Annotated in this window: 11 protein-coding genes; all 11 read right to left on the reverse strand. The window is 52.0% G+C overall.

What is annotated here, in order from left to right:
• Positions 1–3: 3 nt before the first annotated feature.
• A complete protein-coding gene (gene rnr / locus AAAU26_RS12435) occupies positions 4–2,124 on the reverse strand; it encodes a ribonuclease R (RefSeq protein WP_149793722.1) in 2,121 nt (706 codons plus the stop codon).
• Between the two features lie 131 nt (positions 2,125–2,255).
• A complete protein-coding gene (gene secG, locus AAAU26_RS12440; protein WP_149793723.1) occupies positions 2,256–2,504 on the reverse strand; it encodes a preprotein translocase subunit SecG in 249 nt (82 codons plus the stop codon).
• Positions 2,505–2,609: 105 nt separating this feature from the next.
• Positions 2,610–4,202, reverse strand: a complete 1,593-nt coding sequence (locus AAAU26_RS12445) for a peptidoglycan D,D-transpeptidase FtsI family protein (RefSeq protein WP_227618310.1) — start codon at positions 4,200–4,202, stop codon at positions 2,610–2,612.
• Positions 4,203–4,553: 351 nt separating this feature from the next.
• A complete protein-coding gene (locus tag AAAU26_RS12450; RefSeq protein WP_207698196.1) occupies positions 4,554–5,708 on the reverse strand; it encodes a site-specific integrase in 1,155 nt (384 codons plus the stop codon).
• Between the two features lie 106 nt (positions 5,709–5,814).
• Entirely contained in the window at positions 5,815–6,081 is a 267-nt protein-coding gene (locus AAAU26_RS12455) for an excisionase (RefSeq protein WP_431834300.1), read from the reverse strand.
• Positions 6,074–6,889, reverse strand: a complete 816-nt coding sequence (locus AAAU26_RS12460; RefSeq protein ID WP_227618311.1) for an ATP-binding protein — start codon at positions 6,887–6,889, stop codon at positions 6,074–6,076. Before AAAU26_RS12460 ends, AAAU26_RS12455 begins: the two co-directional genes overlap by 8 nt.
• A 17-nt stretch (positions 6,890–6,906) precedes the next feature.
• Positions 6,907–7,683, reverse strand: coding sequence for a replication initiator protein A (locus tag AAAU26_RS12465; RefSeq protein WP_227618312.1), 777 nt, complete (start codon positions 7,681–7,683; stop codon positions 6,907–6,909).
• Complete coding sequence (locus AAAU26_RS12470; RefSeq protein ID WP_217210133.1) at positions 7,655–8,677, reverse strand: ParB N-terminal domain-containing protein; 1,023 nt, start codon at positions 8,675–8,677, stop codon at positions 7,655–7,657. The genes AAAU26_RS12465 and AAAU26_RS12470 overlap by 29 nt, the downstream gene beginning before the upstream one ends.
• 1,185 nt (positions 8,678–9,862) lie before the next feature.
• Positions 9,863–13,000 carry a type III restriction-modification system endonuclease gene (locus AAAU26_RS12475; protein ID WP_227618313.1) on the reverse strand — a complete coding sequence of 1,046 codons (3,138 nt, stop codon included), beginning with the start codon at positions 12,998–13,000 and terminating at the stop codon, positions 9,863–9,865.
• Positions 12,990–14,045: a virulence RhuM family protein gene (locus AAAU26_RS12480; protein ID WP_217210134.1), complete on the reverse strand. Its 1,056-nt coding sequence runs from the start codon at positions 14,043–14,045 to the stop codon at positions 12,990–12,992. Before AAAU26_RS12480 ends, AAAU26_RS12475 begins: the two co-directional genes overlap by 11 nt.
• 35 nt (positions 14,046–14,080) lie before the next feature.
• The gene (locus AAAU26_RS12485; protein ID WP_217210135.1) at positions 14,081–14,722 is read right to left on the reverse strand and encodes a hypothetical protein; all 642 of its coding nucleotides are present in this window, start codon (positions 14,720–14,722) and stop codon (positions 14,081–14,083) included.
• Positions 14,723–14,751: the final 29 nt, after the last annotated feature.

The following is a 14,751-nucleotide window of genomic DNA, read 5'->3' on the forward strand; positions in this document are numbered from 1 at the left end:
TCCTCAGGCTTTGGCGGCGGGAGCCACTTCAAAGTCGATCTTGCCCAGATTGACGTCGGCGCGGACGATGGTGATCATCATCTTGTCGCCGAGGCTCCAGGTCTTGCCGGAAGCGGGGTCGGTCAGGCGGACGCCCTCGGTCAGGCTGGTGCCGGAGGGAGTCAGGCTGGAGGCAGGCACAAAGCCCTCCACGCCGTTGTCCAGCTCGATGAAGAGGCCGCGCTGGGTCACGCCGGAGATCGTACCCTCGTAGCACTCGCCCAGATGGCGGCGGGCATACTCGGCCTTATAGCAGTCCTCGGCCTTCCGCTCGATCTGCATGGCGATGACCTCACGCTCGCTGGACTGCTTGGAGGCACGCTCTGCGAAATCGGTGTAGCGGAGGATCATGGTCTCCTTCTCGGTACCCTTGAGCATATCGGTCATGATGCGATGGATGGCCAGGTCGGGGTAACGGCGGATGGGGCTGGTGAAGTGGGCGTAATCCTTCAGCACCAGACCGTAGTGGCCCTTGGGCTTCTCTTCGTAGAGAGCCTTGGACATACAGCGGAGCATACCGGTGTTGATGATCTGCTCATAGGGGGTGCCGCGCACACCCTCGAGGATGGCGCTCAGCTCCTTGGGAGTGGGGACGTCCTTGGCGAAGTGGTCATTGATGCCGCAGGCCTGCAGCAGAGCGTGCAGACGCTCCAGCTTTTCGGCGTTGGGCTCTTCATGGACGCGGTAGACGAAGGGGATCTGCTTGACGCGGGCAAAGTGGGCAGCGCACTGGTTGGCCAGCAGCATGAACTCCTCGATCATGCTCTCGCTCTCGCCGGAAGTGCGCTTCTTGACATCGATACAACGGCCATTCTCGTCGAGGATGAGCTTGACTTCGCCGCTCTCGATGTCCATGCAGCCGCGCTCCTTGCGCAGGCGGGCGCGGTGGCCGTACAGCTCCTTCATAGCGGGCAGCTGGTCGATGACGTCGGCATACTTTGCCTTGATCTCGGCGTCGGCAGTACCGGCCAGCAGGGCGTTGATCTCGGAGTAGACACCCTTGACGCGGCTGCGGATGATGGACTTGACAAAGCGGTAATCCGTCAGATTACCCTCCTTGTCCAGACGCATCAGGCAGGAGAAAGCCAGACGCAGCTCGTTCTCGTTCAGGCTGCAGATGCCGTTGGACAGGGCCTTGGGCAGCATCGGAACGACCTGATCTGCATAATAGACGCTGGTTGCGCGGCTGAACGCCTCGTTGTCCAGCTCGGTGCCGGGCTTGACGTAGTTGGAGACGTCGGCGATGTGGACGCCCAGCTCAAAGCCGCCGTCAGAGGTGCGGGTCAGGCTGATGGCATCGTCGATGTCCTTGGTCTCGGCACTGTCGATGGTGAAGATGGGCAGGGCGCGCAGGTCCATGCGGCCCTCGCAGTCCTTCTCAGAGACCTCTGCGCCCTCGAACTTCTTGGCCTCATCCCGCACTTTATCCGGGAAGCGGGTGCGGATGTCCTTTGCGTAAAGCAGAGCCTTGGCGCAGCGCTTGGCCTCGTCGGAGCTGCCGAAGCGCATGGCGACGCCCACGCGGTGGTCTTCCTGACGGTTGCCGCGGTTCAGGATCTCGACGGCTACCTTGTCGCCGTCCTTTGCGCCGCCCTCGCAGTCGCGGGCCAGAGGCATGGTGATGGCCGGGCAGTCGTCCGGCACGAAGCGCAGACGGCCCTCGACCCGGCGCACAGTGCCGACCAGATCGTTTTTCTCGGTCAGGATGGCGAGGATAGCACCCTCGTCGCTGCCCTCCACACGGGGATGCTCGAATTTCTCCACCAGCACGTCGTCGCCGGGCATTGCGCCCTTGGTGAAGCGGCCGGGGATGAAGATGTCGCTGGTGCCGTCCTCCAGCATGACGAAGGCAAAGTTCTTGCCCAGCTTGACCACCTTGCACAGCAGAGCCTTGTCGGCACGGCCGGAGCGGACGGTAAAGAACACGCCCTGACGCTGGCAGACGACAGCCTCTCGCACCAGTTCGTCCAGAGCTTCCATCACCTTGCGGTCTGCGCCGCGCTCGCCGCCGAACTTCTGCTTCAGCTCTTTGACGGTGCAGGGCTGGTTCTGGATGGCATGTTCGATTTTATCGCGCATTGACATAAATTTTCTTTCTCCTTAACTACCATAGCCCGCCCTCCACCGGGGCGCGGCTTCTTCCCTCTTATCTCTTTTATAACAACATATAGACACAAAAACAGCCCCGCTTTCATCACGGGGCTGCGGGCGCATACTCAGGCCAGACGGCTTGCGAACACGCAGGCCAGGATGGCCACCACAAAGAAGATGATACCGGCGATGCGGGTCACCTTTGCCAGCATCTGGTCCGCAGGGGTCAGACGGGCGTTGTTTGCGCCGTAAGCGCTGCCGTTGATGACACCAGCCAGACCCTGACCATGGGTGTGCTGCATCAGGGTGAGGGCAAAGATGACCACCGAGACGACGAGCAGAATGACGCCGCCGACGATTTCAATGACTGCCATGGATGAAAACGCTCCTTTTATTGTTAAATTTGGATAACAAACATACAAATACAAGTATATAATAACATACCTCGGCCAAAAAAGCAAGCAAAAAAGCAAAACCATTCACTCCCCGGCGCTCAGTGCGTCGCACAGGCGGGCAAAGATGGCTGCGCTGGACACTTCCGGCTCTGTCTGGGCGTCCTGCATCACCACGATGGTCCAGCGGGGCTTTTCTGCCGGGTAAAAACCGGCGAACCAGTAGTTTTTCAGCTCTTCGCCATCCCGGAACTGGCCGGTCTGGGCGGTGCCGGTCTTTCCGGCGGCAGTCCCCTCGGAGGGGGCGGCCTGCTGGCCCGTTCCTTCTGCCACGACGCCCGCCAGCAGCTTTTGCAGCTTTTCCGCCGTCTGCTCCGCGAACACCCGCCGGGACGAGCTATGTGCCAGCGGCGTGAGCTCTTCGCCCGTCGTCTCGTCCACGGTACACTCCACGAAAAGCGGGGTGTGGTAGACGCCTCCCGCCGCAATGGTGTTCATCATCCCGGCCACCTGTAAGGGCGTCGCCAGAAGCTTCCCCTGTCCGAAGCAGAAGTTGGCAAACTGCCCCTCGTTTTCGAGTATCTCTGCTTCGGGCAGAACGCCAGAAGCTGACCGGAGGCCGTCTGCAATGTCCTGTCCCTTCCCGAAGCCCAGCGCTGCCGCCATCTTCCGGACACGCTCCGGCCCCAATTCCCGCCCCAGCTCGATAAAGTAGCCGTTGCAGCTCTTTTCCAGAGCGCCGTCCAGCCCCACGAGGCCGTGAGGTACGCTTCCGGCACAGCGGTAGACCTGACCGTTCAGGGCGTCGTAGCCGGGACACTCCCGGATGAAGTCCCCTTCTCCGGCTTCCAGCGCCGCTGCGGCCAGCACCGGTTTGAACACCGAGCCCACCGCATAGGCCGAAAAAGTACGGTTCAGAAGCGGGCTGTCCGGAGCAGTCAGACTCTCGCCCACATTGGCCGCATCAAAACCCGGCAGGCTCACGCAGGCCCGCACCTTGCCGCTGCTTACATCTATAATAAGGATGCACCCGGTGGCCATGCTCTCCGCCGCCACCCCTTCTGCGGCCCTCTGGATGCTGCGGGAGAGGGTCAGCCGCACACCCTGCGGGGCAGAGTCTGCTTTTTCTAAAATCGGCTCACTGCCCCGCTGCAGCCGTCCCTGCGCTGTGACCGCACAGTGCAGTGTATCCCGCTCGCCGGTGTAAAGAACATCGTCCAGCGCAGCCTCAAGGCCCGCTGCGCCGTGGCCCTCGCTGTCCAGGTAGCCGATGAGCTGTTCTGCCAGCGGGGCAGCGGCGTACCGCCGGGGAACGGCATAGCACCGCACGCCCAGTCCACTTACATCCTGCACCACGTCCAGCAGAAAGGGTCGGGAAGTATTCCGCTCCCGGTAAAGCCTGGCCTGCCCGTCGGCGTCCGCATAGGGGTAGAGCCGCGCGTAGCTGCCCTCACCCGGGAAGCAGAGGGCCAGCCAGCTCTGGGAAAGCCCCGTCAGCGGCAGACCGCCGCAGTCGTAAAAGTTTCCCCGCGCCGCAGGCAGGCGGAGGACCGCTTCGCTCTGCGCCGCCGCCCGCACGGCGTACTCCGTGTTCGAGCAGAGCCAGTACAACCTGCAGACCACCGCCGCAAACCCCAGCAGCAGCGCCCCGTACAGCGCAAGCACTCTCCGGCCTGACATAAAAAGCCCCCTTCCCTGCCCGGTAGTATGGGCAGAAAAGAGGGACGGTACACAAAAGAGGCAGAGCCTCCGAAGAAGCTCTGCCTCAGATACTGAAACAGTATGCGCGTTTTGGGAAAGGCTGCGGCTTAGTACATGCCGCCCTTCCAAACCACACTTTTGGAGCCGAATCACGAATATCGGAAAACGTAGACTTTTGTAGAATTATCAAGGCCACAAGCCGATTTTTCCAGATTCTCCGTTTTTGCACGATCCACGCTTTTCTACGCAAATCTACGCCACTTACCGGGTGATTGGCGTAAGTTTTGGCGTAAGTTTCGGCGTAAGCAATTCCGCTTCATGCGTCGAAGATCACAGGTTGCCGGCGATCTGTTCAAAGGCTCTTTCAACCGATTCAAAGCTGCTGTGCGTGTAGACATCCAGCGTCACACTGGCATTAGAGTGTCCCATCAGGTATTGCAGGCTTTTTACATCCAGCCCGGCCTGCTGAACATTGGTGCAGAAGGTGTGTCGCAGCACATGAGGTGTAATGCGCGGAACAGGTTTGCCGTACGCCTTCTCAAACTTTCCCTGCACGCCGCGCATATAGTTTTCCAAGTGCATTGCCACCTTCGGCATTCCGGACTTGTCCAGAAAGAGGAATCCACTGCAACCATCCACCAGCGCTTCCACTTTCGTGGACGCTCTGGCTTTTACTACACGCCGCAACGCTGCACAAACGGTATCTGTCATGGGAACATTGCGGATACCGCTTTTTGTTTTCGGCGGTGTGACAAAGTAGGGCTTTTCAGCCGTCCGGCAAAGCTGCCGCCGGACATGGATACAGTGCCGTTCAAAGTCGATATCTGCTCGTGTCAGGCCATACAACTCACTCACACGCAAGCCGGTTCCCATAAGAATGACGATATCATCATAATAGTTGCCGCCATAGTCTTGAACGAATTGCAGATATTTCTCCTGCTGTTCTCTGGTCAAGGCATTGCGCACATAAGCGTCCTTCGGCACAACGTCCGACAGCTTGAACTTAAATGGATTCTTGCGGATGATGTCATCCTCTACCGCCATCTCAAACGCCGGTCTGACAACGCTTTGCAGGATTCCTATGGTGTTTTGCTTGAAACCGCTGTCATGCAGAAACACGAACCAGCCTTTCGCATCGGACAGTTTTACCGTTTTGATAGCTTTTTGCCCGAAAGGGTCCGCATGAATCCGCTTGACCGCTGTGTTGTACGACCGCAACGAATTTGGCTTCAACCCACGTTTCAGATTCATATAGCGGTCAACCAAATCAGCCACTGTCATCTCTCCGGCAGCATAGTCGATGCCGTCTGCCAGATCGCGCCACAGTTCTTCCTCTTTTTTCCGCAGCTCTGTCAGGGATTTAGCGTAAATACAACGCCGTTTCTTGTGGATATCGGTATAACGATAGTCGTAGGTGCCGTTTGCTCTCTGGCTTTCGCCATCCTTCAAAACACGGCCCTTGCTATCTTTGCGCTTTTCAGACATTTAGAAACTCCTTTCTGTGAAAAGCGCATATAGGGGTTAATTTTAGTATACCATACCGACCATGCGATTTCCACCGATATCGAATAGAAAAGACGTTGCATCATTCTCAAATAGAATACGCCTGCTCGATAAAGCAATCAAACAGACGGCGCTTGATCAAACGCTTGTTGCCCACCCAAAGGACAAATTTGCACTTATCCTCGTTGGTGATCTCACGCAGTTTATTGATGCCAATGCCGGAATAAGCCGCAGCTTCTTCCAGCGTTAAATTGCTCTTTTCCCAAATCGGGACATCCTTCATAGGCATTTTCCTTTCCTTGTAGCTGTGCTGTGTGCCAGCAAGTTTTTCAAGCTTTCTTTCCGATTCATCCAATCAATGCTTTCAGCCGTTCCAGCTTTTCCTGTGCATTCTCTTTCCGGAAGCTGACCCCAATGCAGGAAATCGGAATGCACATTTCCAGCAGGCGGTCATAGATGCGGGCATGAGCAGTATCTTGTGGGTGCCGTATCTCGTCCAGCGTCAGGTTGGTGGTGACGATCAGCGGCTTCCGGCTGCGGTATCGGCTGTCCACGATGTTGTAGATCTGTTCCAGTGCGTATTCGGTGCCACGTTCCATGCCGAAATCGTCAATGATGAGCAGGGGGTAGCGACAGAGATTGTCCACAACATCGTTCCGCCCGGAAAAGCTGCTGTTCAACTCGTTCAGGATTCGGACGAAGTTTGTCATACGCACAAGCACTTCCTGCTCCATCAGAGCGTTTGCAATGCACCCGGCAAGGAAACTCTTGCCGGTGCCTACACCACCCCAGAGAAGAAGCCCAAGGTTCTCTGCGCGCATGGTCTGCCATTGCTCTACATAGCGGTGTGCGTGGTGCATCTGTGGGCTGCGGCCATTGTCGTTTTCAAAGGCCCAGTCCAGCATTGACGGGTCAGAAAATCCCTCTGCTTTCAGCCGCCGCACAAGGTCGTTGTGCTTTTGCTGGCTGATAAGGGTTTCTTGTTTTTCTCTTTCCGTGCGCTGGCAGATGCATTCGATTGGGTGCTTGTTCTTGCCCATCAGGGCAATGCCCTTTGCAAAGAACGCTTCTTTTGGGGTGTGACACTTTCCACAATGAAGCAGGCCGTCCTTGCCATAATAATCATTGGTGTTTTCGGGAATACTGGATAGGAACTGATCCAAAATTTTTTCTATCGTCTTTATAGGTTTTCTCCTTCCTTGAATGTGTAGTCCGGGATGCCCGGCGTCGATTTTCGTTCTGTTTTCTGCCGCTTTGCCCAGATACGCAGGGTGGCGGCGTGGTCGGTGTACTTTTTGCCAGTAGACTGGATATAAGCCGAAAGCTGTTCGATTAGATCATCCAGCCCGGAGAAATCAGCTTTGAGTCGCCTGTACTCCTTTGCTGTTAAAAAGACATTTTGATATTCTCCAAAGGTCAAATGAGCGTCTGTTGTTCTTATCAGGTGGCTATCTTTCAGGTTGCTCTTATTACGTTGGTTAGGTGTGCATTTTTGCGCAATCATACTACTCGTTTCTGCACAGTCATCCTTGGCATTTTTGTATACTGTGACAGCGCAATTTTGCGTAGTGTACGGAACCTTGAGCAGAATGCGGCTGGGCTTGGAAAAGCCGTTGCGGACGCGTTCCACGAGCTGTGCGTTTTCCAATTCGGCAAATGCGCGTGTTATGCTGGAAAGGCTGTATCTCAAATCTTTTGACAGCTTGGAAAGCGGATAGATCACATAAATGTGCCCCTGTGTATCGATCCAGTTATTCTTTTGAGAAAGCGTAGCCCGATCAAGCAGCAGGGTATAGAGCAGTTTTGCCGTGTGGCTCAGGTCTGTATCCAGCAGAAAGCGGGCATAGGGCAGATATTGCGGCAGTGGCATATTGGGTTTCAAGTAATCCGAAATGGAATTCACCTCCATTTTTACATCCGAATTAGTGCTAAACCGTTTGAGAGTTTTGGTTTCCATCGTTGTTCAGACGATCTTTTACCGTCTGAAGATACCGACTGGCTCGGTCGATAAAAATCAGCAGTTTCTCATTGTTCTTCGGTTCAGTAAGAATATCCGGGTATTCACGAAAGCACATTTCCCACCGCCGGACAAAATCCTCCTGCGCTCCCTGAATCTCGCACATCATGGCTTCGCCATCTGCCAAGCGGCGAGGTGAATAGATGCTCTTGACGGCATCCTTGAGATTCTGCTTTTCTTCCTTGTTGAGTCCTTTTTTATGCCCCTGAATGTCTTGCTTGAAGGTCGTTATAAACTCATTGCCCTTTGAAGGCGAAGAATACGAATCCGTGATACTGGAATCCCGTTCACCTTTAGGCTTACGAAGCTCTGCCACAACTTCGGGACGCTTTTCCTTTGGAACCTTTGCAATCGAGGAAATTTCACGGTCGGTTGCCCGGATCTTTCCACTCAGGATTTCTTTCTGCGCTCCGGGTACTGCCTCCTCCGCAGCTTCCACACCTTTTGCAAATTGCTCTGCACGGTAAACATAACTTTCGGATGTTCCATGTTCCGCAGCGACCTTCGATCGTGAACCGTGCTTTGTGCGGTCTGGTTCATTTTGAACCAGACCACTTTCAGATGCCAAAGTATACTGATTGCCGTGAAACGATTTGATTTGCTTTTCCGCTTCTGCCTGCTTTCCGATCAGGAACTTTTTCTGTTCTGGGGTCAGGTTTCGCCGCCCAAGCTGATTTTTACAGATCCATACGAGTGCTTCATAACGGCTGGAAAATTCTTTTTCGATGACTTCAAATGGAATAAATGGATATTTCCGAAGAATTTGATAGCGTGTATGTCCATCCACAATATAGCCGTTCCACGTGATGATCGGATTCAGTACACGTTCTTCTTTTAGGATGTTCATTTCCAGTTGGTGGGTTTCCTCAAACGACGGAGGGTTGATTTGGTTCTGGAACTCCGAATCGATTTTAAGCTGGCTCAGTTTTGTCATAGGCAAACCATCCTTTCTGAAATGAAATAGAATATCATTGTTCTTACGCCGTTCTCTCTGCATGGATTTCCTGCCCCCTTCCGGCGGCGTTTTCCTGCTCACTCTTGCGAGGTCATCACTGGGTATCCCATGCAGACGGTCATGCGGTTTTCAAGGTTCAATGAAGGCTCTGAAATTAGATTAACACATTCATACAAGATTTTTTAGGAGGTCGTACCTCCGGTTTTTGGTTATAAAAAAGCGGAAGTAGCACTTCCGCTTTTCTGCTGCAAACCATTGAAAAAATTGTATCACATCGTAAATTTTATTTTTAGGAACTGGTAGTTCCGGTTTTTAAAAAATACGAAGTAAATTTCAAGGTGAAATCGGAACTACTGGTTCCGGTTTTGCGTATCATCGTAATTTCAAATTTGGAATGCCGCTCTCTCTGCATGGACTTCCTGCCCCCTTCCGGCGGCGTTTTTCGGCTCTCCCACTTGGGGGTCATCGCCGGGTATCCCATGCAGACGGTCATTTGGTTCTCAAGGTTCGATGAAAGCTTGTAGAAAGCATATCACCATGAAGCAGAAATTTTTAGGATGCATTCCTTCCGCTTCTTGGAAAATGCTCTGGATAGAGCATACCATAAAGTCACTCGATTTTTTAGTACCTATTAGTTCCGCTTTTTACCTTCAAAACCGGAAGTAATAGGTCCGGTTTGATGTAATATTTGATGAATCAGCGCTGATTTTTCTGAAACGAATTTTTCTCAAAAAATTTGCTTATTTAGCGACCGTTAAGGTGAGGAACTAGCGCATTCTTGTGCTAATACCTGCTTGCTGCGGATGCAAACTCGAAAATTTTTGTGCAGAAAAATAACCGTCCGCTTCAAGTTGACCTTGAAAACGGACGGTCTGATTTGCAAAATGATTTTCAAATTTGTGAAGCACGTTGAGAGGTTTCATAGCACCCGCAAGCAATGCAGACGTATATACATCTGCTTATTTTGCGTTGCAAAATACTTGTTGGGGACACCCAAACCCTTGAACTGCATCCGGTGGATGCAGGCTGTGCGATTGCATCGCTGATTCGTTCAAACTCATCGCAGCCCTATATTATCGCTCACACTCCCGATCAGGATGTCAAATGCAGAAGCGGCCATCTGCATCTACGCAAACAGCCGCTTCATGATTCATTTTGTACTGGTCACTGCAGTACCTTATTCACCAGCTCTTGATAGCTGTCTACATGGTCGTATGTCACAAGACCATCTGACAATTTTGCGAAGAGCTTCTTGGCGCAGTCGATCTTGGACTTCTCGATTGGGCGCAAGTTCAGGCTTTCCATCGTGCCTTTGGTTTCTGCTACAAAATAGATGTGTTTCACCTTGCCCTCATGGAACACGATTGCCCAGTCCGGGGAGTAGTGTCCAACCGGGGTCGGAATATAGAAGCCTTTCGGCAGTTTTGCATAGATAAAGACTTCCTCTGCACCGTCCAGATTTTCCGCAAACTTCCGTTCCACGCTCTTTTCCGCTGTGCCATCGGTGAAAACGTAATCCTGAATCGCCTTTTGTGCCTTGTAAGCCTTATCCATCGTCAAAGCGTGTTTCTCTGCCGTAAAGATGCTGCTGTCGTAGCTGCCCTCGATGGTATCATAGGTGATATGCTCCACGATCATGGTAGCTTTCTGCTCCTTGACCAGCCGGATCACCTTTGCGATAAATTCTTCCGGGTTGTTCTGGTACATCGCAAAGGTTGTCGGCTTGATGCCCTGCAAAATCCGTGCAACGGTATGCCGGGTCAGCGTTGTGCCCTCTGCAATTTTGCCGATCAGGTCATACGCAACCTGACCTGCGTAGTCATGTTCTAATTTTTTTGTTCTGCTCTTGGCATCGCTGAAGCTGCTGCCTTCTCGCACCATATCGGCACTCAGGACATCTTTCTGCCCGGCATAGGTAACGGTATATTGCAGGCGACTGACGTACAGTTCCCTGTCGATGTATTCGATTGCTTTCCGGATCAGTTCCTCAGAATCAAAATCCACCGTATAGGCGTATTTGTGGTTGATCGTCTGCCAGAGCTTCTGGAACTCTGCCTTTTCAAACCGGTCGTTCAGCGGATTTTCCAGCACTTTCGGCTTGTTGCCATCCTCAAACATAGACTTGAGCATACTGTCATCATAAATTGCCTGCACAAGCGTGTGCACGCCCTCTTCAATGGGCTTCAGCGTTTCCGGCACCGGTGCAAGTGTTCCGGTCTGCACATCGTCCCGGTAGTCCTGCGTGACGTTATCCTGCTCATCCACATAGTTGTTGCGGACAAGGTATTGATAAATCGCCCGTGCCTGATGGTCATCCACCTTGACAGTTTTGCCATCCAGCCTGATGGTCTTGCCGGTAAAATATGCAATGTCTGCCTTGCGTGGGCGGTCATACAGCACTGCTTCGGTCTGCTTTTGCAGTCCGTCTACAAATCCTGCATAGCTCTCGCTGGCAATAACAGTCAGGACGTTGATATCCTGCACCTTATCTCCCAGCACTTCCGCATCCATGCGGTTTCCGTCCTTATTCACGCACAGACGCAGACCACGGCCTACTTCCTGCCGCTTCTGCGTGGTGCTGTCGCTGTGCTTCAGGGTGCAGATTTGGAACACATTCGGGTTATCCCAGCCTTCCCGCAGGGCAGAGTGGGAGAAGATGAACCGGGTCGGCTCTTCAAAGGACAGCAGACGTTCCTTATTTTTCAGGATCAGGTCATAGGCAGAAATGTCATCCGACATATCTGAGCCACGCTTGACCGAACTGTTGACGCTGTGACCTTTCTTGTCGATGCTGAAATAGCCCTTGTGGACATCATGCACATCGGTTGAATCCAGATAGGCTGTATAAGCAGGGTCGAACAGGGTGCGATGCTCATTCAGAACCGAAAGATACTCCTGCTCAAAAATCTTGCCGTACTCGCCCAGCAGCTCGTTTCCGTCTTCATCGTACTGGCGGTATTTTGCCACTTCGTCGATGAAGAACAGCGAAAGTGTCTTGATACCCAGTTTGAAAAGTTCCTGCTCTTTTTCAAAGTGCGAAAGGATCGTTTCATGGATCTGCACCCGGCGCATATCATTTTCGGAAACGTCACCGGTAACATCACCTTTGCGGATGGTATCGCCGTTCGTAAAAGTCACAACACCCGTGATCGGGTCGATTTCCGACACTACGAAGCCCTTGTACTGCTCCATTTCCCCGGATTTATAATAGAGATTATCGCCCACATCCAGCATATGGAACTCTCGCTTCGTGCCGTTCTGGTGGCTGACCTCCATCTCCACTTTTGCCCGTGGCGGATTCTTCGGGGAGATGATGATACTTTCCAGATACAGATACTTGTCCGTACCACGCAGATTTTTGACCTCAAAGCCTTTGACTTCGATTTTCTTGACCAGTCGCTTATTGTAAGCGTCCAGCGCATCCAGAACGTAAATCAGATTATGCTGCTTGGCGTGGGTAGCAGAGTAATTCAGTGTGAAAAGTGGATTGAACTTTTTCAGGGCTTTCTGGGTGGCGGAGTCCTCTTTGCCCATCTTCTGCGGCTCATCCAGAATCAGGATCGGACGGTTGGCGGCAATCACATCAATCGGGCGGCGGGAGCCGAACTCATCCCGCTTGGTGTAGATAATTCTCGCAGCGGCATCACCCTTGCGACCTTCCACGTTCTTGTCCTCGTTCATGGATGCCGCAAACGCCTGCGTGTTGATAATCATGACATTGATGCCGGAATTGCTGGAAAAGGAATCCAACTGATTCAGGTTGCTGCTGTTGTAGATAAAGAACCGTGCCTTTTTGCCGTAGCACTCCATAAAGTGATCGGCAGTGATCTCAAAGGATTTTTTCACGCCTTCACGGATGGCGATACTCGGCACAACAACGATAAATTTGCTCCATCCATACCGTTTGTTCAGCTCAAACATGGTCTTGATGTAAACATAGGTCTTGCCTGTGCCGGTTTCCATCTCAATATCCAGAGAACACCTGCCCAGCGGTGCCACCAACTTGTCCGACTGATGGATGTTTGCTTCTGCTTGCAACGCGCGGATGTTCTGAAGCAGCTCCTGGTCGGTCAGTTGGAGTGCTTCGTTCTTAAAACCGGAATCGTTGATCAAATCCAGCAACTCCACCTGTGTTGCATCGTCCCCATTGGAAACAAGGCTCAACTGCTGCGGCTGTGCAGACAGGTTTCCCATATCCCGCAGGTACGACACGCCTGCATTGTAGGGCTGACCCTGAAAGACCCGTGCCACCGCATCCACAGCATCGGTCTGGTACTGCTGAATCTTAAAACTAAACTTCATCTTTGTGGTTTACCTCCTGCTCCAGCATCAGGAACCGGTCAAAATCGCTCTCATACAGGCGATCCTGAATGACATGATACTTTTCGTATTCGGTTTCTGCATGGAGTTTGGCCTGTTCTGCGCTGATTTTACCGGGACCTGTCAGCAGCTCGTTGCCGTTGAACTCCAGAAAACCATCCAGCCGCTTTGCCCAGTCCTCCATGCTCATGGGGATCTTGCGCTCGGCCTGCAGCTCGGCATAATCCAGATAGAGCGACACGATTCGCTCCAGATAGTTCATTTCCTCTTTGCTCAGGTAGTTTTTGGCTACTGTCACATCCGCTTTCAGGATTTTCCCATCCGGCGCATTTTCCCATGTGGTAAGCCCCATGTGCTCCTTGTTGGCATCGGCACGCTCCACAATCAGTTCTGCCGCCGTGTGGCGATGCACAGCATAGTGCATCTTATTCTGAACCGTCTGGAAGAACAGGCGGGTCGTCTTGGCGTCCTTGTCGTAATCAAACGCTGTTGCGTATAAATCCGTCACTTTCTGATAGAACTTGCGCTCCGACAGGCGAATTTCCCGAATCTGCTGCAACTGCCGCTCGAAATATTCATCCGTAAACATGTGACCTTTTTTCAGGCGGTCAACATCCATTGTCCAGCCCTGAATCGTATGGTCTTTCACGATCTGACCCGCCCATTTGCGGAACTGCACAGCACGCTGATTATTCACCTTAAAGCCGACTGCAATAATCATTTGAAGATTGTAATGATCCTGCTTGCGGCTGATCTGCCGGTCACCTTCGGTTTGAACTGTCAAGTATTTCTTGACAGTTGCCTCCGGAGCGAGTTCCCCATCCGCATAAATGCGCTTGATGTGCTGTGAGATCGTCTGTTTGGACACATCATATAAGGTTGCCATCATCTTCTGCGTCAGCCAGATGTTTTCATCCTCATAGCGCATTTCATAGCTTGCATCGCTCTCACCCGTAGAAGCCACAAAGGTCAAATATTCTGCCGCTGAACTGCGAATAGCAAGTTCTTTTTTCTTCTTCTCGTCCATATCACTGTGCTTTCCTTTTAATATTATGCGCTCGATTATCCGTTCTCATTTAATGAATTTTCACGCAACACGCTTGTCACCAATCGCAAGACTGCGATGCATCTATGAAACAAGTAATCATAATGCTCTATACAACAGATGTCTTTCTTATTAGTTTCATGGTGTCGAATTCTGAAGTCATTTCCGAGTTTTGTAAGCGAAGTAAATTCTTCTTCCACCATTTCTCTATACTCAGCATTATTTTTGCTCACGATATCAATCAGCTTTGTAATTGAGCCTTTTTTATCATATTGCTTATAAAATGTCTTAATGCGTTCAAATGCATCCCAAATTTTTTCCGTTGCCGTGTCTATCCTCGCTTCTTTATAGTACTGAAACGCCTGTTCAACGAGTTTATTAAACTCATGATCATCTATTTGAAAATCCACCAAATCGTATGATAGCGAAGCTTGTTCTGACAGAGCGACTTCTAGTAAATCAACAACTATTTGCGCATTTCTTCGTATAGTACCATTAAAGTGTTGCACTTCTTCTACACAATCGTGTATCGCCGGCACATCCTTACCAAACAATTTTTCCGCACGACTTATATCGTCAAATAACTTGGTCTCAGTGTAATCGTTTTCCAAATCATATTGTAACTCTGCAATAGTTTTCATCACATACCGCTTATTCATTACAACCCCTTCTTAAAAGCCTAACTCTA

It is taken from the genome of Faecalibacterium longum (genome assembly GCF_040094125.1).
Classification (GTDB): Bacteria; Bacillota; Clostridia; order Oscillospirales; family Ruminococcaceae; genus Faecalibacterium; species Faecalibacterium longum.

Excerpts from the sequence above, each read along its gene's own strand:
- AAAU26_RS12465 (WP_227618312.1), bottom strand. The coding sequence starts at position 7,683 with ATGGAAACCAAAACTCTCAAACGGTTTAGCACTAATTCGGATGTAAAA.
- AAAU26_RS12470 (WP_217210133.1), bottom strand. The coding sequence starts at position 8,677 with ATGACAAAACTGAGCCAGCTTAAAATCGATTCGGAGTTCCAGAACCAA.
- rnr (WP_149793722.1), bottom strand. The coding sequence starts at position 2,124 with ATGTCAATGCGCGATAAAATCGAACATGCCATCCAGAACCAGCCCTGC.
- secG (WP_149793723.1), bottom strand. The coding sequence starts at position 2,504 with ATGGCAGTCATTGAAATCGTCGGCGGCGTCATTCTGCTCGTCGTCTCG.
- AAAU26_RS12445 (WP_227618310.1), bottom strand. The coding sequence starts at position 4,202 with ATGTCAGGCCGGAGAGTGCTTGCGCTGTACGGGGCGCTGCTGCTGGGG.
- AAAU26_RS12450 (WP_207698196.1), bottom strand. The coding sequence starts at position 5,708 with ATGTCTGAAAAGCGCAAAGATAGCAAGGGCCGTGTTTTGAAGGATGGC.
- AAAU26_RS12475 (WP_227618313.1), bottom strand. The coding sequence starts at position 13,000 with ATGAAGTTTAGTTTTAAGATTCAGCAGTACCAGACCGATGCTGTGGAT.
- AAAU26_RS12485 (WP_217210135.1), bottom strand. The coding sequence starts at position 14,722 with ATGAATAAGCGGTATGTGATGAAAACTATTGCAGAGTTACAATATGAT.
- AAAU26_RS12480 (WP_217210134.1), bottom strand. The coding sequence starts at position 14,045 with ATGGACGAGAAGAAGAAAAAAGAACTTGCTATTCGCAGTTCAGCGGCA.